Here is a 16,975-nt window from a genome sequence, read left to right as displayed (position 1 = left end):
ATGGACGTAAAAAAAATACTCATCTGTGGCGGTGCTGGCTACATCGGCAGCCATATGGCGCAATGGTTAGCCGCACATGGCCACGTCGTCACCGTACTGGACAACCTTTCAACCGGCCATCAGGATGCAGTCCGTTGGGGCGAGCTTATCCAAGCCGACCTGCTCGACCCGGCATCACTGGAGCGGGCCTTCCTGCAGCAGCGTTTCGACGCTGTCATGCACTTTTGTGCGCGCTCGTTGGTAGGTGAATCCATCACCAAACCCTACCGCTACTACGCCGCCAACGTGACCGGTACACTTAATCTGCTAGAAGCCATGCGCCGCCATCGCGTCCAACGCCTGGTCTTTTCTTCAACGGCGGCAGTTTTCGGCAACCCTATCCGCGAGGTCATTGATGAGGAGCACCCCACGTTCCCCATCAACCCCTATGGCGCCAGCAAATTGATGGCAGAACGCGTCTTCGCCGATGCTGCACATGCCTATGGGCTGCGCTCGGTGGCGCTGCGCTACTTCAATGCGGCGGGTGCCCTGCCCGAACACGGCATCGGCGAGGCGCACGCGTGCGAAACTCACCTCATTCCCAACGTATTACGCGCTGCACTGACCGATGGCCCGGCGCTAAAGATCTTTGGTGATGACTACGCTACCCACGACGGCACCTGCATCCGCGACTACGTGCATGTGCAGGACCTCGCCCAGGCGCATGCGCTGGCATTGGATTTCATGGACAAACATGAGGGCGCGCACGCGTTCAACCTGGGTAATGGCCAAGGTTTTTCCGTACGCGAGGTGATCAGTGCCGCAGCGTCGGTGGTTGGCAAGGCCATTCCTTACGAGATTGCACCGCGGCGTGCAGGCGACCCGCCGAGTCTGGTTGCCTCAAGCCAGAAAGCGCGCGAACTGCTTGGCTGGCAGCCACAATGGACTGAACTGGCTCCCATCATCGAAAGCGCGTGGCGCTGGCACCGTGCGCCACCGAGTTGGTTCCCGACGCAGCAATAACTCGTTGTTGCTGGCAGGGAATCTACGACTGCGCGCCCGGAAATTTCCGTTGTTCCCTCTTGCCTCAGGGGGCAACTGCACCCCGCAAGCGCTGCCGAAAACTGTCAGTGGCGCCGTGCTTGCACCTTCACGAACCTTATTTACCAAACTCGTGGCTATCGGCCTATCGCGCGAACGCAAACTCGCAACAGGTCAAACTGCCGACCACCCGCTCTGACAGAACCGGCGGTCGGCACTGCCGCCGATCAGGCGATATCCAACACCGGGAAGCCCTTCACCAACTCATCCAGCGCCTTGATCTGCGCCAGGAACGGCTCCAGCACATCCAACGGCAGCGCACTTGGGCCATCACAGCGCGCGTTGTCCGGGTCCGGGTGGGCTTCCAGGAACAAGCCGGCGATGCCGACCGCCATGCCGGCACGGGCAAGTTCCACCACTTGGCGGCGACGTCCGCCAGAGGCTTCGCTGCCGGCGTCGCGGCGCTGCAGGCTGTGGGTGACGTCGAAGATGGCCGGCAAGCCGCCGGTCGCCTCGATCATCTCGCGGAAGCCGAGCATGTCCACCACCAGGTTGTCGTAGCCGAACTGGGCGCCACGCTCACACAGGATGATCTGCTCATTGCCGGCTTCGCGGATCTTGCTGACGATGTGCTTGATCTGGGTCGGGCTGAGGAACTGCGGCTTCTTGATGTTGACCGCACGGCCGGTACGGGCGATGGCGGTCACCAGATCGGTCTGGCGGGCCAGGAAGGCTGGAATCTGCAGTACGTCCACCACCTCGGCCACCGGTGCGGCCTGGGCAACTTCATGCACGTCGGTGATCACCGGCACGCCGAAACGCTGCTTCACCTGCTCGAAGATGCGTAGGCCTTCTTCCAGGCCGACGCCGCGGAAGGAGGTGATCGAGGAGCGGTTGGCCTTGTCGAACGAGGCCTTGAACACGTACGGAATACCCAGCTTGCGGGTGACCTCCACATAGCGCTCTGCGGCATACAGCGTGGAATCCAGGTCCTCCAGCACATTCAGGCCGCCAAACAGCACGAAAGGCAGGTTGTTGCCAACCACTACCCCATCCGAAATCTTCACGTTCATCTGTCTTTCCTGTTCAAACCGGGGAAGCCCCAACCAAGGGTGGCGAATATGGCTGAAAACGGCCGTCAGTGACAGCTCCCGGCGTCCCGAAATCAGCCCTGCCGGCCCCCGTCGCAGCCCGTGGCGGCCTGCGGCAAACCCCAGACCAGCGCGCCCGGGGCCAATCGGTTCACTCTGATACTATGTGGCACTCACTCCGTCGCCCCACCCGCAGTCTCCGACGGCGCCAAAATCACGTTAAGAAACAGGAGTTTGAATGTCTTCCGAGCTGCTCAAGGCCTTGGCTCTGGATGCCACCAACGCTGGCACCTACATGGGCAACGGGGAATGGTCCGCCGCCACCGGCGCGGGCGTCCTCAAGCCGCAGAACCCGACCACCGGCGAAGTAATCGCCGAGGTCCAGGCCACCACTGAGGCTGATTACGAAACCGTCATCGCCCGTGCGCAGGAAGCCTACAAGGTATGGCGCACCACCCCGGCCCCGCGCCGTGGCGAAGCCGTACGCCTGTGCGGTGAAGCACTGCGCAAGCACAAGGACGCGCTGGGCTCGCTGGTCGCGCTGGAAATGGGCAAGTCCAAGCCGGAAGGCGACGGCGAAGTACAGGAGATGATCGACATCGCCGACTTCGCGCTGGGCCAGAGCCGCATGCTGTACGGCTACACCATGCATTCGGAGCGCCCCGGCCACCGCATGTACGAGCAGTACCACCCGCTGGGCCTGGTCGGCATCATCTCGGCCTTCAACTTCCCGGTTGCGGTGTGGAGCTGGAATGCGTTCCTGGCTGCCATCTGCGGCGATATCTGCATCTGGAAGCCGTCCAACAAGACCCCGCTGACCGCCATTGCGACGATGAAGATCTGCAATGACGCGCTCGAAGGTGCCGGCTTCCCGAACCTGTTCTTCCTGATCAACGACGCCGGCACCGCCCTGTCCGAGAAGATGGTCGACGACCGCCGCGTGCCGCTGATCTCCTTCACCGGCTCCACCCAGGTCGGCCGCGCCGTCAACCAGAAGGTCGCCCAGCGTCTGGGCCGCTGCCTGCTGGAACTGGGTGGCAACAACGCCATCATCATGGACGAGACCGCCGACCAGAAGCTGGCCGTGCCGGGCATCGTGTTCGGCGCCGTCGGCACTGCCGGCCAGCGCTGCACCACCACCCGCCGCCTGATCGTGCACGAATCCATCTACGACAACGTGCTGGCCACGCTGATCAAGGCCTACAAGCAGGTGGAAGGCAAGATCGGTGATCCGACCGATGCGGCCAACCTGATGGGCCCGTTGAACAGCCCGGAAGCCGTGCAGCAGTTCCTGGCTTCCATCGCCAAGGCCAAGGCTGCCGGCGGTACCGTCGAGACTGGCGGCACCGCCATCGACCGCGCCGGCAACTTCGTGCTGCCGGCCATTGTCACCGGGCTGAAGAACAGCGATGAAATCGTCCAGCACGAGACCTTCGCGCCGATCCTGTACGTGATGAAGTACAGCAATCTGGACGAAGCCATCGACATGCAGAACGGCGTGCCGCAGGGCCTGTCCTCGTCGATCTTCACCCAGAACCTGAAGACCGCCGAGAAGTTCCTGTCGGCAGCCGGCAGCGACTGCGGCATCGCCAACATCAACATCGGTACGTCCGGTGCCGAGATTGGTGGCGCTTTCGGTGGCGAAAAGGACACCGGCGGTGGCCGCGAGTCCGGTTCGGACGCGTGGAAGGTCTATATGCGTCGCCAGACCAACACCATCAATTACTCCGACTCGCTGCCGCTGGCCCAGGGCATCAAGTTCGATCTTTGATGTTGTCTGCCCTGGCCTTGGCTAGGGCGTTGAACCGGGAGAGTTCTCAGCTGAAAAGCTGCCCTCACCCCAACCCCTCTCCCGCTTGCGGGAGAGGGGCTTTCTACAGCAGAAACGGAGCTTCCGATGAGCATTCCTGCACCTCGCCAGACCAGCAGCTACGCCGTGATCAGCCTGGTCGCCGGCATCCTCGGCTGGACCCTGTTGCCGGCCATCGGCAGCATCTGCGCGATCATCTTCGGCCATATGGCACGCGGCGAAATCCGCCGCAGCAACGGCCAGATGGAAGGTGACGGCCTGGCCGTGGCCGGGCTGGTCCTAGGCTGGCTCGCTACCGCGCTGTGGTTGATCGGCATCATCTTCTTCATTGCCATCATCGTGTTCTTCGGTGGCTTGGCTGGCATCGCGGCACTGAACTCCTGAGGCCGGCATGGGGCAATCCGATTCAACCGAACGTTTCAGCAGCCGGGTAGCGGACTATGTCCGCTACCGCCCGGGCTATCCGTCCACACTGCTGCGCTGGCTGCATGAGGAGATCGGCCTGCCCCGCTCTGCGCTGGTCGCCGATATCGGCGCCGGCACCGGCATTTCCACCGAGCTGTTTCTCGCCGCCGGTCATCCGGTGACCGCGGTGGAACCCAATGCCGCGATGCGCACAGCGGCGCAGCAAAGGCTGCAATCGGATTATCCGCAACTGCAGTTGGTTGCCGGCACCGCCGAGGCCACCACGCTGGCCGACCAAAGCACCGACCTGGTCTCCGCCGCGCAGGCTTTCCATTGGTTCGACACCGCTGCCGTGCGCCGCGAATGGGCGCGCATTCTGCGTCCGGGCGGATTGGCGCTGGTGTACTGGAACTCGCGCCTGCTCGACGCCTCACCCTTCCTGGCCGGCTATGAGCAGCTGCTGCTGGATTACGGCACCGATTACACCGAAGTTGCCGAGCGCTACCAGGACGATCAGACCATGCGCGAATGGTTCGGCGACGGCCTGCGCGGTCTGGTGCATCTGCCCAATGTGCAGCATCTGGACTACGACGGATTGCGTGGTCGTCTGCTGTCTTCCTCCTACGCCCCGCAAGCCGGTCATCCCCGCCATGCGCCTATGCTGGAGGCCCTGCAGCGTCTGTTCGACGCGCACGCGGCCGATGGCAAGGTCGCCTTCGAGTACCAAACCCGCGCCTTTGTCGGCACGCTGAACTGAGCTTATGTATTCCATTGCCCGTCCCTTCCTGTTCACCCTTGATGCCGAGCGCGCGCACGGCCTGGGCCTGTCCGCGCTGGATCTGGCCTGGCGCACCGGCACCACGCCGCTGATTGCCGGCCGCATCAAGCCGCTCCACACCACCGTGTTTGGCCTGGATTTCCCCAACCCGGTTGGCTTGGCCGCAGGCCTGGACAAGAACGGCGAGCACATTGAAGCCCTGTTTGCGCTGGGCTTTGGCTATGTCGAAATCGGCACCATCACACCGCGCCCGCAGGCAGGCAGCCCCAAACCGCGCCTGTTCCGCCTGCCGCGCCACAACGCCATCATCAACCGCATGGGGTTCAACAACCTCGGCGTCGATGCGCTGGTGAAGAACGTGGAGGCGGTCAAGCATCGCCCCGGCCCGCTAGGCATCAATATCGGCAAGAACAAGGACACGCCCAATGAAGACGCGCTGTCCGATTACCTGATCTGCATGCAAAAGGTCTACCCCCTGGCGGACTACATCACCGTCAACATCTCTTCGCCCAATACCGCTGGCCTGCGTGAGCTGCAGGAAGAGCAGGCATTGCGGCGCCTGGTTGCCGGCCTGCGCGAAGCGCAGGAGCAGCTGGCCGCCAAGCATGGCCGCCGCGTGCCGATGCTGGTCAAGGTGGCGCCGGACCTGAGCGACCGCGATATCGATGCCGCAGCGCGCGTGCTCGGCGAACTGGGTGTGGACGGCGTCATCGCCACCAATACCACCATCGGCCGGCCCACGGTGGAGGCCGATCCGCTGGCCAAGGAAATCGGCGGCTTGTCCGGTGCGCCCTTGCTCGGCCAGTCCACCCTGGTGCTGCGCCGCCTGCGTGCGCGCCTGCCCGAGTCGGTGCCGCTGATCGGCGTGGGCGGCATCAGCTCCGGTGCCGATGCGGTTGCAAAGATGGCGGCGGGCGCCGCCCTGGTGCAGTGCTATAGCGGGCTGATCTTCAAGGGCCCGGGCTTGATCGGCGACTGCGTCGATGCCATCCGTCGCCGCCGCGAGTCCCCGTCCGGAGGCGCCGTCGCACCGCTATGACGATTGCCACCCCTGCCTGGTCGCTGACCGAAAACGCATCGCTGCGCCACCTCAACACCTTCCATGTCGACGCGCACGCACCGCGCATGCTGCGTGTCGCCGACCCCGCTGCGCTGCCTGAAGCGCTGGCGGCGGTAGCCGACGCCGGCCTGCTGGTGCTGGGCAGCGGCAGCAACGTGTTGCTGGCCGCCGACCCCGAAGACGTGGTGCTGGTATTCGAAAACCGCGAAATCACTGCACTTGAACACCGCGCCGATCACACCATTGTCCGCGCGGGCGCGGCGGTGATCTGGCACGAACTGGTGATGTGGTCGTTGAACGAAGGCCTGTCCGGGCTGGAAAACCTCGCCCTGATCCCCGGCACGGTCGGCGCCGCGCCGATCCAGAACATCGGTGCCTATGGCGTCCAGGTTGGCGAGTTCATCCAGACCGTCGAAGCCTGGGACCGTCAGGAGCAGTGCTGGGTACGCCTGGATCAGGACGCCTGCCAGTTCGCCTACCGCGACAGCGTGTTCAAGCACGAGGCCGATCGTTACCTGATCACAGCCGTGGAGTTCCGCCTGCCGCTGCTGCACGAGCTGCAGCTGGACTACGCCGGCATCCGCGAGGAACTGCAGGCCATGGGGATTGAATTCCCGGTCTCGGCCGATGTCGCCAACGCGGTCATCGCCATCCGGCGGCGCAAACTGCCCGACCCGGATGTGCTGGGCAATGCCGGCAGCTTCTTCAAGAATCCAATCCTGCCGCTCGAACAGGTCGACGTGCTGCTGCAGCACTATCCCGAGCTGCCGGTTTTCCCCGGCAATGGCGACAGCAACCGCAAGGTTTCGGCGGCATGGATGATTGAAAAGGCCGGCTTCAAGGGCCAGCGCGACGGTGATGCCGGCGTGTCCCCCAATCACGCGCTGGTGCTGGTCAACCATGGCAACGCCAGCGGTGGCGAACTGCTGGCGTTTGCGCGGCGCGTGTCAGCCGCCGTGCTGGAGAAGTTCGGCGTACCGATCGAACCCGAACCCAGGTTGGTCGGCGCCCGCTGGTGAACACTGCCTTGGCCGCACCCCGCTCCATCGCCATGCGCGCCGCCCTGCTGATGTTCGGCAGCGCCATGGCCTTCGGTCTGATGGCCGTGGCAATCCGCCTGGCCACCCGCTACGTGCCTACACAAGAGGTTGCGTTCTTCCGCAACAGCTTCGGCCTGCTGGCGCTGTTGCCCATGCTGATCCGCCCCGGCCACGCGCCGTTGCGAACCCAGCAACTGCCGCGCTATTTCCTGCGCAGCGCAATCGGCCTGGCCTCGATGCTGTGCGCGTTCTGGGCCATCGGTCACCTGCCGCTGTCGCAGGCCATTTCGCTGTCGTATTCCACGCCACTGTTCGTCACCATCGCCGCGGTGCTGTGGCTGGGCGAGAAGGTCCGCTTCCGTCGCTGGGCAGCCGTGATCGTCGGTTTCATCGGCGTGCTGGTGATCGTGCGCCCGGGCGCGCATGGCTTCGAACTCGGCAGTCTGGTTGCGGTGCTGGCGGCGGTGCTCAGTGCACTGGTCGCAATCCAGATCAAACAGCTGACCCGCATCGACGGGCCCGATACCGTGGTGTTCTATACCTATGTGTTCTGGGTACCACTGTCCCTGATACCGGCGCTGTTCGTCTGGGTCTGGCCGACCGGAATCGCCTGGTTGTGGCTGGCTGCCACGGGCGTCCTGGGCACCATCGGCCAGCTGTTCTGGACGCGGGCGCTGAAGCTGGGCGAAGTGTCCGCGCTCACGCCGATCAGCTTCACCCAGTTGCCGTTGGTGGTGGTCATGGGCTGGCTGCTGTTCGGCGAGACACTGGATCGCTGGACGGTGATTGGCGCGCTGATCATCCTGGGTTCCAACGCCTATATCGCCCATCGCGAAGCCGTGCTGTCCCGCCGTGCGGCCACCCACGCCCCGATCGCCGCCGCCAAGCCCGGCGAGTAAGCCAGCAGTTACAGCAGCGCCACCAACAACGGCGCTGCGGCAACATTCACCAAGCCCGCCATCACCATCACCAGGCCGGCGATTGCCCCTTCGCTTTCGCCCAACTCGCGTGCCTTGGCCACGCCCATGCCGTGCGCACCCATGCCGAACAGTGCACCGCGCGCCATCGCACTGCGCACTGGCAACAGCTTCAGCAGAAGCTGGCCGCACAAGGAGCCGCAGATGCCGGTGATGATCACGAACACAGCGGTCAATTCGGGGATGCCGCCAATGCGTCCGGACACGTCCATCGCAAACGGTGTTGTCACCGAACGCGGCGCCAGACTCAGGCGCAACTCGGGCGACAGGTGCAGCGCGCTGGCCATCAACCAGGCCGCGCTGATCGCCGTAACACTGCCCACCAGCACGCCGGCGCCGAGCACCTTCCAATGCCGCGCGATCAACGCCCGCTGCTCGTAGATCGGCACAGCGAAGGCAACCGTGGCCGGCCCCAGCATGGCCATCAGCCAATGCGTGCCGCGCAGGTAGTCGTGATAGTTCGCATGCAGCAGCAGTGCCAGCGCCAGCAACACCAAGGGTGCGGTGATCAAGGGCGAGGCCCAGCCCTGCTGGACGCGGCGGTACAGCCCCTTGGCCAGCACATAGGCGCCCACCGTGACCACGGCCCAGAACAGCGGCCACAGCAGCTGCGCCGGATGGGTGATGAGCGCTTCAACGTTCACTACGTTGACTCCGACGGAACAACCATTCCACGGTCAATGCGGTGGCCGCCATCACCAGCACGGTGCCACCGACCACCACCAGCAACAACTTCAGCCCCAGCCAACCGAACATCTGCCGGTTGTCGAGCAGGATCATTGCCGCCGGCACGAAAAACAGCAGCATTTCGGCAACCAGCCATTGCGCGCCCTGCGCAAACGAGCGCGGCGACAGCCAGCGCAGCGCAAACGCCAGCAGCAGCACCACCAGCCCGACAATGCCGCCAGGCACCGGAACCCCCAACGTTCGCATCAGCCCCTCAGCCAACAGCCAGATGCCAACCAGCAGGCCAATCTGCAGCCAGGTGCTGCGGCGCAAGCGGCGCTTCAAACCCAGGCGACCGCGGCGCAACGAGAGCAGAAACGTTTCCATGCCTCCTATGTACGCCGCCGCCATCCATAATTAAAATGAATTCAATTCATCCCATGGATTCCAATTAAGAATGGATATCCGACAGCTCCGCATGTTGGTCGAAGTGGTCCGCCACGACGGCTTCTCCGCTGCCGCCGAGGCGGCCTTTGCCACCCAGCCCACACTCAGCAAGGCGGTCCGGCAACTGGAGGACGAGCTGGGCGAAGTACTGTTGGAACGCTCGCGGCATGGCGTGCGGCTGACCCCGGCCGGCCAGATTGTTTACCGGCGCGCCTTGGCCGTGCTGGGTGAGCGCGAAGACATGCTGCGCGAACTGCAGGAGTTGCGCGGCCTGCAGCGCGGCGAACTTCACCTGGGCCTGGCCTCGTTGGGCAGCGATGTGCTGTTCGCCCCCGTATTCGCCAGCTTCCGTCAACGCTACCCGCAGATCGAACTGCGCGTGCTCGAACGCGGCAGCGAGGTACTGGAGGAAAGCCTGCGCGCCGGCGAGATCGAGCTTGCCGCCAGCCTGCTGCCGGTAGCCGACGATCTGGATTGGCAACCGGTGCGCACCGAGCCGCTGGTCGCGCTGTTGCCAGGCAACCATGCGCTGGCAGCACGCTCCAGCCTGCAACTGCAGGATCTGGCTGAGGTTCCCTTCGTGTTGTTCGAAAAAGGCTTCATGCTCAACCGCCGCATCATCCAGGCCTGCATGGCGCGCGGCTTCACTCCGCGTGAGGTGAGCCGTAGTGCCCAACCGGACTTCATCGTGGCCTTGGTCGCGGCCGGCTTGGGCGTGGCAATGCTGCCGCGGATGATCGCGCAGGCAAGGCTGCGACCGGATGTGGTGCTGGTGCCGCTGGATGAGCCGGAACTTGATTGGAAGATGGCCTTGGCCTGGCGCCGTGGCGGCTATCTCTCCGCCGCAGCGCAGGCCTGGTTGGCACTGGTGGCAGAGCAGCATGGCGACGCCATGCCAGCGGACTAGTTTCCTACAGCCCGAAAAAAGCGTCGGCCATACTGACCGCAGGGCAGCACCAAGCTCTGTCTGCGAATTCGGCGACCACAAGGCGTGAGTGCCATCCGCTTTTCGCGTATGCCGTGGCCACGCGCCATGGGTAGTTTCCCTACATCCCAATGGATGAGAAGGGAGTGAGCAGAAGGGTGAAACCACAGTGAGGCAGGGCGAACAATCCCGCTGAACAAAGCCGACTGTCGTTTCTAGACTATGCACCTGCTTGGTTACAGCCTGATTACGACCGCAAGGACATCGTTTCGCCGCCACTGCACTGCATCGCACCTGCCCCGACGGGCTTATTCCGTAGGCGGGTGTATGCAAGACGGCCTCTGCATCATCCGCCCCCGGGTGCCTTCCTTGCGCATCACCTTGTTCAGTACAGGATTGCGCCGGCATTGCCTGCGCACTTCCGTCTGACTACCCCGCGGAGCAACGGATCCACCGTGCCTTCGCATCAATACTTTGAAAGGAACTACATATGACGCGCAACACCCCCACGGCTCTGAAGATGGGCGCCGCCGCCCTGGCGTTGACGGCACTGCTGTGCTCTTCCGCACAGGCTGCGTCGGGCTCGATCACCTTCAAGGGCGAAATCGTGCAGTCCACCTGTGACGTCACCACCGCCAGCATCGACCAGACCGTCACCATCGGCAAGTTCCCCACCACGCTGTTCAAGAACGTGGGTGATGTCTCGGCGCCGAAGAGCTTCAGCATCGGCCTGCAGAATTGCGCCGCCGGCACTTACACCCTGCGCTTTGACGGCATTGTTCCTACCGGCCACCCGGAACTGCTGGCAGTCAGCGCAGCGAACGGCATCGGCATCGAAATCCTCGACCACAACGAAAACCTGTTCCCGATCAACCAGGACATCAAGGACCCGGCCGTGGTCACCGTCGGTACCACCGGCACTGCCACGGTCAACCTGAAGGCGCGCTACAAGTCCTTCTCCAAAGAGGTAACCGCGGGCGCAGCGGACGCCAACTCGACGTTCTCGATCGAGTACCGCTAAGCAGACCCAGTGCTGCCGGCACCGTCCGGCAGCACTGTTGTCCCCTGTCCCTCCCGGTAGCAAGCATTCCCATGTCCGCACACTTCCTCCCCTTCCAACGCCCTGCCCTGCACTTGCTGACGGCACTGCTGATCGTCTTCGGCATTGGCGGCCAGGTCGCATCCGCCGCCGTGCACGTTGAGACCACGCGCGTGATCTACAGTGGCAACGCGGCATCGGCTGCGCTCACCCTGAGCAACCGCAGCACGCTGCCTTACATGGTGCAGACCTGGCTTGATGACGGGGACGGCATGCCTGAAGGCAAAGACCTGCCGATGCTGCTGACGCCGCCGCTGATGCAGTTGTCCGCAGGCGAACAGGCCGTGCTCAGGGCGATCTACTCGGGCACCGGTTTGCCGCAGGACCGGGAATCGCTGTTCTGGGTAAATGTGCAGGAGATACCGCCGCGCTCCGAGGCCAGCAATGTCCTGCAGGTTGCCATCCGCACCCGCATCAAGCTGTTCTATCGACCGGCCGCGCTCGACACCACGCTGGAGGAGGCTGCCCATGCCCTTCAGTGGCGCATGGCCGGTGACCAGCTGCAGGTGACAAATCGCAGTTCCTTGCATATCACCTTTGCTGAACTGCAAGGCCAGGCAACAGCCGGCCCCGAAAGGAAAGTCGACCTGGACATGATTGCACCCGGCCAGTCGATGAGCGTTCCGGCCGCGGCGCTCGATCTGCACGGCCGCAGCACACTGCGCTTTTCCTACATCAATGATTTCGGCGGCATCACCGAACTTGCAGACGTCGCCGTGACGCGCTGACGTCTGCGTCAAAGAGTCCAGCCATGCTTCGCACAATCCGCGCCACCCTGCGGAGGGACATGCTTGTCCCTCGTTTGGCACCGCTCGCCGTCGCGCTCAATACCCTGGGTATCGGCACTGCGGTAGCGGCGCCCCAGTTCAACCTCGACTTCCTGCGCGGTGCGCAAAACGAAGACGACGTGGCCATGCTGTCGAGCCCAGGCTCGGTGTTGCCCGGCACGTACCCGTTTTCGGTTTACCTCAACGGCGATGAAATCGCCCGCGAGGATATCCACTTCGAGCGCCTGCCCAACGGCGAGGTCCAGCCCTGCCTGACCCAAGCACGCTTGCGGGCCTGGAGCATTCGCTTACCCAGCGGCCAGCGCGACCCGCAGGGGCAACCCCACTGTGAATCGTTGCCGGCCCTGTTGGCAGGGAGCCAGGTGAGTTACAACGGCAATCAGCAGCGACTCGACCTGCAGGTGCCGCAGGTGCATCTGCATACGCTGCCGCGTGGCTACATCCGTCACGCCCTGCGTGACCAAGGTATCAATGCCTTGCTGGTCGAATATGCCTTGAACGGTTCGCATGACCGGCAGGAACACGCCGACAACGGCAATTACCTGTATGCCTCGATCAACAGTGGGCTGAATCTTGGCATGTGGCGTCTGCGTCACACTGCCAACCTCAACCGCACGGCGAGTGACCGCAACGCCGGCAACCGCACGCACTGGCAATCACGAAGTTTCCGCGCCGAGACCGACCTGGGCTCGCAACGCAGCCGACTGGTGCTCGGCGACAGCTATACCGCTTACGGCGTATTCGACAGCGTCCGTTTCCGCGGCGCCAAACTGGCCAACGACGATGACATGCTCGCATTCAGTCAACGCAGCTATGCGCCGGTGGTTCGCGGCATGGCCATCAATGGCGGCCGCGTCGAAGTGCGGCAGGACGGGCACCTGATCCATTCCATCAACGTCGCCCCTGGGCCTTTCGAGATCAAGGACATCGTCCCCAATCGCATGAGTGGCGAGCTGGAGGTGTCGGTGATTGGCGCCGACGGCGCGGTGCAACGCCATCGCCAGGCGTTCTCCGCCGTGGAAACCATGCTCCGGCCAGGCCTGACCCACTACGAGCTCAGCGCAGGCACGCTGCGCAATGGTGAGGAACGCTACCAACCGGGGTTTGTGCAGGCCACCCTCGCCCACGGGCTTCCCTCCAGCGCCACGCCTTATGGCGGCCTGCTGGTGGCGCAGAACTACCAATCCATCGCATTGGGCGTGGCGCATGACCTGGGCCGTTTCGGCTCGGCATCCATCGACATCAGCCACGCGCGCGCCCAGCTGGCCGGCGGTGGCGACCGCAGCGGCCAGAGCTACCGCGTGCTCTACTCCAAATCCTTGAACGCGCGTGGCACCGAGTTCCGCCTCGTCGGCCACCGCTATTCCACCTCGGGCTACTACGACTTCAGCGACGCGGCCAATGAGCGCGAACAGTGGCGCAATGACCATTACGAACGCTGGGACGAGGACTTCGACGCCAGCAACAGCGCCACATCCTCCAAGCCGGTCTGGCGTCCACCGGCCCGGCAGGCAATAACAAGCGCGCGCTACCAGAACAAGCGCAGTCACCTGGAAGTCGCGGTTGACCAGCGCATTTTCGACGACTACTCGCTCAACTTCAGCTACAGCAGCCAGAACTATTGGGCCGCACATGCACGCGAACGAAATCTTCATCTGGGTTTCAATGGCCGCCTGGGCGCGGCCAACTACAGCCTTTTTTTTCGTGATACGCGCAGCCGCCACGGACACTCCGATCGCAACCTGGGGGTGTCGCTTACCGTTCCCCTGGGCCGCAGGGGCGCGGTTCGCGCCAATGGCGTCAGTGCCTACAGCCACTCCCGCAACTCGGGTGGCAACTACCAGGCGGGCATCAACGGCACGGCCTTGCGCAGCGAAAAACTTGGCTATGGGCTGAACCTTGGCCGTTCCGATCGCGGCGGTTCCGCTGCGGTCAATGCCAATTACACCGGCAGCAAAGGAAGCCTCAGCTTCGGCGCAACCAGGGCGCGTGACTACCAGCAGGTGAACTGGGGAGCCAGCGGGGCCTGGGTGGTGCACGGCAACGGCCTCACCCTGGCGCAGTCTTTGCAGTCGAGCAACGTGCTGGTGCATGCCACCGACGGCGCCGGCATCGGCCTGGAAAACCAGTCGGGTGTGCGCCTTGACCGGCGCGGTTATGGCGTCATTTCCGGCGTGGCCGCCTACCGCAACAACCGCGTGGCCTTGCGCAGCGATGACCTGGGTGCCGACATCGATGCCAGCCGGATCAACGGCACGGTGGTGCCAACCCGTGGCGCTCTGGTACGCATGGATTTCGACACACGCCGTGGCAGCAACCTGATGATCCATTCCCTGCTCGGCAACGGCAAGCGTGTGCCGATGGGCGCGGAAGTGTTCGATCACGACGGCCACAAGCGCGGCGTGGCCGGCCCCGATGGAACCCTGTTCGTCAGCGGCGTGCGTGCCGACGACAGCCTGTCGGTGCGCTGGGGGCAGGAAACCTACCAGGCCTGTGAACTGCACCTGGCCTCGCTGCAGCTGTCCGCCAGCGCCATCAAAAGCCAGGGCTATCGCCATGTGGACCTGCAATGCACCCAATCCGGTGCACAACCCCGAGATCGACCATGACTTACCTGATTCGAAACCTGTGCCTGCTGCTCGTGTTGCTTCTACCGCAGGCAGCGGTGGCCATGTCCTGCAAGGAAACGTTTTCCGAAACAGTCCATCAACAGATCAACCTGCTCAACGACATCGTCATCTCCCGCGGCGATGCCGTGCGCGGCAGGCTGTTGTGGCGCTCGGAGGAGTTCAGCATCAGCTTCCGCTGCCTGGATGCACAGTCCGCGCCCGATGGTGAGTACGCGTTCTTCTATTGGGACCCGGACAACACCATCGCGCAGCTCCATCCCTCCATCGAGGTCGGGGTAACCATCGCCAATACCGACTACCGCATCAACGGCGGGGCCGCGCGCCTGCTGGTCGGCGCAGGCACCATGCCTATGGCAAACCGGGCCAACTGCAAAAAGCACTGGAACCTTTCCAAGGCTGAACGCTGCGCCACATCCAACGTGCTGAGTGTCACTTTCTCGATCTACATCAAGGCAACCGGATTCCCCCCGCCCGCCAATGGCCTGATCAACAACAGCCGCAGTTTAGATCTGTTCCAGGTAGACGGCGATGGCGGCTTGAATACCAGCCCCGGCTCCAACTTCCGCGCGGGTATCGGCGGGCTGGGCCGCATTCGCTTCATTGCCTGCAACCCCGAAATCCGGATCGTGGCCAATTCCGGCAGCACCGTCGACTTCGGCCGGATCCCCTCGTCCAGCATCCATATAGGCGAGACCCACAAGATGTCGTTCTGGATTGAAGTGGACATGACCCACCCGAACGCCGGCGGCCAATGCAGCCAAAAGATGTTGATGGCCACCTTCGACACCGCGAACGGGGTGCACGAAGGCACTATCATCCTGCCGCGCAGCAACGGCAACTTTGGCATCGTGTTGTCCGACCCCGCGAGCAGCGAGCGCTATATTCAGATGAAGAAGACCATCCCCCTCGGCACGGTGAACCACGGCATTAACCGTCACGAATTCAGGACGGCGCTGTTCTGGATGGATGAGAAACCAGCGTGGGGGCCGTTCTCGGCGACAGCCACGGTGACTGTCACTTTCCGCTGATGCGCGCGACCAACGCTCCGCTTACGGACGATGGTTCAACCGGCAGATCCATGTAGTGCCGAGCCATGCTCGGCAGGGGTTCACGGGTAAAAACCTCGCTCAGCATGGCTGGGTAAAAACCTTGCCGAGCATGGCTCGGCACTACAGACCTTCTCGCGCGTTGATCGCGGCTGCGTTTGCTGGCGCCCTGACAGGCCAGCCCAGTGCCGCCACACAAACAAAGAGCCCACGCAGGACGTGGGCTCCTTGTTTCAGCGCAGCAGTGAACCGTACCGCCGCAGCGGACTCACTCCCACTCGATCGTCGCCGGCGGCTTACCGGAGATGTCGTAGACCACGCGCGAGGCGCCGCGCAATTCGTTGATGATGCGGTTGGAAACGCGGCCGAGGAAATCGTACGGCATGTGCGCCCAATGCGCGGTCATGAAATCGATGGTCTCAACTGCACGCAGCGCGATCACCCACTCATACGAACGCGCATCGCCAACCACGCCTATCCCCAGAGTCAACGTGACGTTCCATAGTCCAGCGCCAGCGTCGTGATGACGCCTGCGGCCAGCAGGATAAGCACCACGCCGGAAAACCTTTCCAGCCAAGATAGTGCGTTGGAAAAGCGCCGCAGCACGGCTTTATTGCCAATCAGCACCGCTACCAGCAGATCCCATAACAGCACCACGGTGAACATCCAAATTCCATAGATCGCCTTCCAACCCGTGCCTGCATTGGCACCGGTGAGCATCGCTGCCAAACTGGCGTAGAACAACGCGTTCTTTGGATTGAGGATCCCCGACAGGAAGCCCATACCCGCAGCACGCAACCAGAACACGGCAGCGACGCTTTCCCTGCGCTGCACATCAGCACCGGGGGCGAACTGCAGGGAATTACTGCCCGCATGGCGAAAGAACAACCAGCCCAGGTAGAGCAGGTAAAGGCAACCGGCAAGCTGCAGGGCGATGAATGACGGGCTTCCTGCACTCAACGCAGAGAAGCCCACGAACGCAGCAACGATGAACACCCCATTTGCCAAGGCGATGCCCAGGCATGCTCCGCTGGCAATGCGCCAACCTGACGATGCAGAGCTGCGTGCGATCAGGAAGAAATCGGGGCCGGGCGACAGCAGCGCCAGGAAGTGCGCGGTGGCGATCAACAGGAACTGCTGCATGCAAGCTTGCTTCTCGGGATGTTGGCTCCGCGAAGTGTGTTGCTATCGCC

16 protein-coding genes and 1 pseudogene are annotated in these 16,975 nt (G+C 63.4%); 12 read left to right on the top strand and 5 right to left on the bottom strand.

Features of this window, described 5'->3' with window-relative positions; translation table 11 throughout:
* Complete coding sequence (gene galE, locus ACVOKO_RS09155; protein WP_346498616.1) at nucleotides 1–1,002, top strand: UDP-glucose 4-epimerase GalE; 1,002 nt, start codon at nucleotides 1–3, stop codon at nucleotides 1,000–1,002.
* Nucleotides 1,003–1,247: 245 nt separating this feature from the next.
* Here the strand turns inward: galE and kdsA are convergent, their stop codons facing one another.
* Nucleotides 1,248–2,093 carry a 3-deoxy-8-phosphooctulonate synthase gene (gene kdsA, locus ACVOKO_RS09150; protein ID WP_346498615.1) on the bottom strand — a complete coding sequence of 282 codons (846 nt, stop codon included), beginning with the start codon at nucleotides 2,091–2,093 and terminating at the stop codon, nucleotides 1,248–1,250.
* Nucleotides 2,094–2,349: 256 nt separating this feature from the next.
* Between kdsA and amaB the strand changes: the two genes are divergently transcribed.
* From amaB to ACVOKO_RS09120, 6 genes are all read left to right on the top strand, one after another.
* Nucleotides 2,350–3,882 (top strand): L-piperidine-6-carboxylate dehydrogenase, encoded by a 1,533-nt coding sequence (gene amaB / locus ACVOKO_RS09145; protein ID WP_346498614.1) that lies wholly within the window; start codon nucleotides 2,350–2,352, stop codon nucleotides 3,880–3,882.
* Between the two features lie 126 nt (nucleotides 3,883–4,008).
* On the top strand, nucleotides 4,009–4,305 hold the full coding sequence (locus tag ACVOKO_RS09140; RefSeq protein ID WP_346498613.1) for a DUF4190 domain-containing protein: 297 nt from the start codon (nucleotides 4,009–4,011) through the stop codon (nucleotides 4,303–4,305).
* A 7-nt stretch (nucleotides 4,306–4,312) separates the two neighbouring features.
* Entirely contained in the window at nucleotides 4,313–5,083 is a 771-nt protein-coding gene (locus ACVOKO_RS09135; protein WP_346498612.1) for a class I SAM-dependent methyltransferase, read from the top strand.
* Nucleotides 5,084–5,087: 4 nt separating this feature from the next.
* On the top strand, nucleotides 5,088–6,143 hold the full coding sequence (locus ACVOKO_RS09130) for a quinone-dependent dihydroorotate dehydrogenase (RefSeq protein WP_346498611.1): 1,056 nt from the start codon (nucleotides 5,088–5,090) through the stop codon (nucleotides 6,141–6,143).
* Nucleotides 6,140–7,183 (top strand): UDP-N-acetylmuramate dehydrogenase, encoded by a 1,044-nt coding sequence (gene murB, locus ACVOKO_RS09125; protein WP_346498610.1) that lies wholly within the window; start codon nucleotides 6,140–6,142, stop codon nucleotides 7,181–7,183. Before ACVOKO_RS09130 ends, murB begins: the two co-directional genes overlap by 4 nt.
* Before the next feature lie 32 nt (nucleotides 7,184–7,215).
* Nucleotides 7,216–8,103 (top strand): DMT family transporter, encoded by an 888-nt coding sequence (locus ACVOKO_RS09120; RefSeq protein WP_346498651.1) that lies wholly within the window; start codon nucleotides 7,216–7,218, stop codon nucleotides 8,101–8,103.
* An 8-nt stretch (nucleotides 8,104–8,111) separates the two neighbouring features.
* Here the strand turns inward: ACVOKO_RS09120 and ACVOKO_RS09115 are convergent, their stop codons facing one another.
* Both ACVOKO_RS09115 and ACVOKO_RS09110 read right to left on the bottom strand, forming a co-directional pair.
* Complete coding sequence (locus tag ACVOKO_RS09115; RefSeq protein ID WP_346498609.1) at nucleotides 8,112–8,825, bottom strand: LrgB family protein; 714 nt, start codon at nucleotides 8,823–8,825, stop codon at nucleotides 8,112–8,114.
* Entirely contained in the window at nucleotides 8,815–9,234 is a 420-nt protein-coding gene (locus ACVOKO_RS09110) for a CidA/LrgA family protein (protein ID WP_346498608.1), read from the bottom strand. The genes ACVOKO_RS09115 and ACVOKO_RS09110 overlap by 11 nt, the downstream gene beginning before the upstream one ends.
* Nucleotides 9,235–9,304: 70 nt before the next feature.
* Between ACVOKO_RS09110 and ACVOKO_RS09105 the strand changes: the two genes are divergently transcribed.
* The 5 genes from ACVOKO_RS09105 (at nucleotide 9,305) to ACVOKO_RS09085 (ending at nucleotide 15,764) form a co-directional block, all read left to right on the top strand.
* A complete protein-coding gene (locus tag ACVOKO_RS09105; RefSeq protein ID WP_346498607.1) occupies nucleotides 9,305–10,201 on the top strand; it encodes a LysR family transcriptional regulator in 897 nt (298 codons plus the stop codon).
* Nucleotides 10,202–10,709: 508 nt separating this feature from the next.
* Nucleotides 10,710–11,240: a fimbrial protein gene (locus ACVOKO_RS09100; protein ID WP_346498606.1), complete on the top strand. Its 531-nt coding sequence runs from the start codon at nucleotides 10,710–10,712 to the stop codon at nucleotides 11,238–11,240.
* Between the two features lie 71 nt (nucleotides 11,241–11,311).
* The gene (locus tag ACVOKO_RS09095; protein ID WP_346498605.1) at nucleotides 11,312–12,046 is read left to right on the top strand and encodes a fimbrial biogenesis chaperone; all 735 of its coding nucleotides are present in this window, start codon (nucleotides 11,312–11,314) and stop codon (nucleotides 12,044–12,046) included.
* Nucleotides 12,047–12,105: 59 nt separating this feature from the next.
* A complete protein-coding gene (locus tag ACVOKO_RS09090; protein WP_346498604.1) occupies nucleotides 12,106–14,715 on the top strand; it encodes a fimbria/pilus outer membrane usher protein in 2,610 nt (869 codons plus the stop codon).
* Nucleotides 14,712–15,764 carry a fimbrial protein gene (locus tag ACVOKO_RS09085; protein WP_346498603.1) on the top strand — a complete coding sequence of 351 codons (1,053 nt, stop codon included), beginning with the start codon at nucleotides 14,712–14,714 and terminating at the stop codon, nucleotides 15,762–15,764. The genes ACVOKO_RS09090 and ACVOKO_RS09085 overlap by 4 nt, the downstream gene beginning before the upstream one ends.
* A gap of 286 nt (nucleotides 15,765–16,050) precedes the next feature.
* On the opposite strand, the pseudogene ACVOKO_RS09080 reads toward ACVOKO_RS09085, so the two are convergent.
* Together ACVOKO_RS09080 and ACVOKO_RS09075 are read right to left on the bottom strand one after the other, a co-directional pair.
* Nucleotides 16,051–16,260 (bottom strand): annotated as a pseudogene (locus ACVOKO_RS09080) (GMP synthase (glutamine-hydrolyzing)); the annotation flags it as partial.
* Nucleotides 16,261–16,268: 8 nt separating this feature from the next.
* The gene (locus ACVOKO_RS09075; protein WP_346498602.1) at nucleotides 16,269–16,925 is read right to left on the bottom strand and encodes a LysE family translocator; all 657 of its coding nucleotides are present in this window, start codon (nucleotides 16,923–16,925) and stop codon (nucleotides 16,269–16,271) included.
* Nucleotides 16,926–16,975 lie beyond the last annotated feature (50 nt).

This window comes from Stenotrophomonas sp. STEN240 (assembly GCF_056756175.1).
Note: the sequence above shows the minus strand (reverse complement) of the source record. Positions and strands in the feature narration are given on the sequence as shown.

What these genes read in the sequence shown, in the direction of transcription:
- galE (WP_346498616.1), top strand. Translation starts at nt 1, where the DNA reads ATGGACGTAAAAAAAATACTCATCTGTGGCGGTGCTGGCTACATCGGC.
- kdsA (WP_346498615.1), bottom strand. Translation starts at nt 2,093, where the DNA reads ATGAACGTGAAGATTTCGGATGGGGTAGTGGTTGGCAACAACCTGCCT.
- amaB (WP_346498614.1), top strand. Translation starts at nt 2,350, where the DNA reads ATGTCTTCCGAGCTGCTCAAGGCCTTGGCTCTGGATGCCACCAACGCT.
- ACVOKO_RS09140 (WP_346498613.1), top strand. Translation starts at nt 4,009, where the DNA reads ATGAGCATTCCTGCACCTCGCCAGACCAGCAGCTACGCCGTGATCAGC.
- ACVOKO_RS09135 (WP_346498612.1), top strand. Translation starts at nt 4,313, where the DNA reads ATGGGGCAATCCGATTCAACCGAACGTTTCAGCAGCCGGGTAGCGGAC.
- ACVOKO_RS09130 (WP_346498611.1), top strand. Translation starts at nt 5,088, where the DNA reads ATGTATTCCATTGCCCGTCCCTTCCTGTTCACCCTTGATGCCGAGCGC.
- murB (WP_346498610.1), top strand. Translation starts at nt 6,140, where the DNA reads ATGACGATTGCCACCCCTGCCTGGTCGCTGACCGAAAACGCATCGCTG.
- ACVOKO_RS09120 (WP_346498651.1), top strand. Translation starts at nt 7,216, where the DNA reads ATGCGCGCCGCCCTGCTGATGTTCGGCAGCGCCATGGCCTTCGGTCTG.
- ACVOKO_RS09110 (WP_346498608.1), bottom strand. Translation starts at nt 9,234, where the DNA reads ATGGAAACGTTTCTGCTCTCGTTGCGCCGCGGTCGCCTGGGTTTGAAG.
- ACVOKO_RS09105 (WP_346498607.1), top strand. Translation starts at nt 9,305, where the DNA reads ATGGATATCCGACAGCTCCGCATGTTGGTCGAAGTGGTCCGCCACGAC.
- ACVOKO_RS09100 (WP_346498606.1), top strand. Translation starts at nt 10,710, where the DNA reads ATGACGCGCAACACCCCCACGGCTCTGAAGATGGGCGCCGCCGCCCTG.
- ACVOKO_RS09095 (WP_346498605.1), top strand. Translation starts at nt 11,312, where the DNA reads ATGTCCGCACACTTCCTCCCCTTCCAACGCCCTGCCCTGCACTTGCTG.
- ACVOKO_RS09090 (WP_346498604.1), top strand. Translation starts at nt 12,106, where the DNA reads ATGCTTGTCCCTCGTTTGGCACCGCTCGCCGTCGCGCTCAATACCCTG.
- ACVOKO_RS09085 (WP_346498603.1), top strand. Translation starts at nt 14,712, where the DNA reads ATGACTTACCTGATTCGAAACCTGTGCCTGCTGCTCGTGTTGCTTCTA.
- ACVOKO_RS09075 (WP_346498602.1), bottom strand. Translation starts at nt 16,925, where the DNA reads ATGCAGCAGTTCCTGTTGATCGCCACCGCGCACTTCCTGGCGCTGCTG.